This is a genomic window from Chryseobacterium gossypii (assembly GCF_041361455.1).
Lineage (GTDB): Bacteria > Bacteroidota > Bacteroidia > Flavobacteriales > Weeksellaceae > Chryseobacterium > Chryseobacterium gossypii.
This window is the reverse complement of sequence record NZ_JBGCUR010000092.1, coordinates 1-572: the sequence shown is the minus strand read 5'-3', so window position 1 is coordinate 572 and position 572 is coordinate 1. Positions and strand designations below refer to the sequence as shown.

The window sequence follows — 572 nt, the reverse complement described above, 5'->3', positions numbered from 1 at the left end:
TTCTCTTATAAACTTTCGATCATCCACTTCTGGTCACTGATCTTCGTATATCTATGGGCTGGCCCTCATCACCTGCAGTACACGGCGCTTCCGGCATGGGCCCAGGCTCTGGGAACAGGTTTCTCTATCATGCTTATCGCACCGTCATGGGGAGGAATGCTCAACGGGCTTCTGACTTTAAGAGGAGCCTGGGATAAGGTAAGGGAGAATCCTATTCTTAAATTCTTTGTAGTAGCGGTTACCTGCTATGGTATGGCAACTTTTGAAGGACCGCTCTTAGCAACTAAATCCTTAAATAAAATAGGGCATTATACAGATTGGGTAATCGGGCATGTACACATTGGCGCGCTTGGTTGGAACGGCTTCATGGCGTTCGGAATTATTTACTATCTGATCCCGATTCTGTGGAGAACCAGGCTTTGGTCCGTAAAATTAGCCAACTGGCATTTCTGGTTAGGTACTCTGGGGATCATCTTCTATGCTGTACCGATGTATATCTCAGGATTCACACAAGGGCTGATGTGGAAGCAGTTCAACCCGGACGGTACACTGGTTTGGAAAAACTGGCTGGA

1 protein-coding gene is annotated in these 572 nt (G+C 47.0%); it reads left to right on the top strand.

Annotated elements, in window-relative coordinates:
* A partial coding sequence (locus tag ABMQ40_RS16695) for a cbb3-type cytochrome c oxidase subunit I (protein WP_370901649.1) occupies positions 1-572 on the top strand: 572 nt, incomplete at both ends.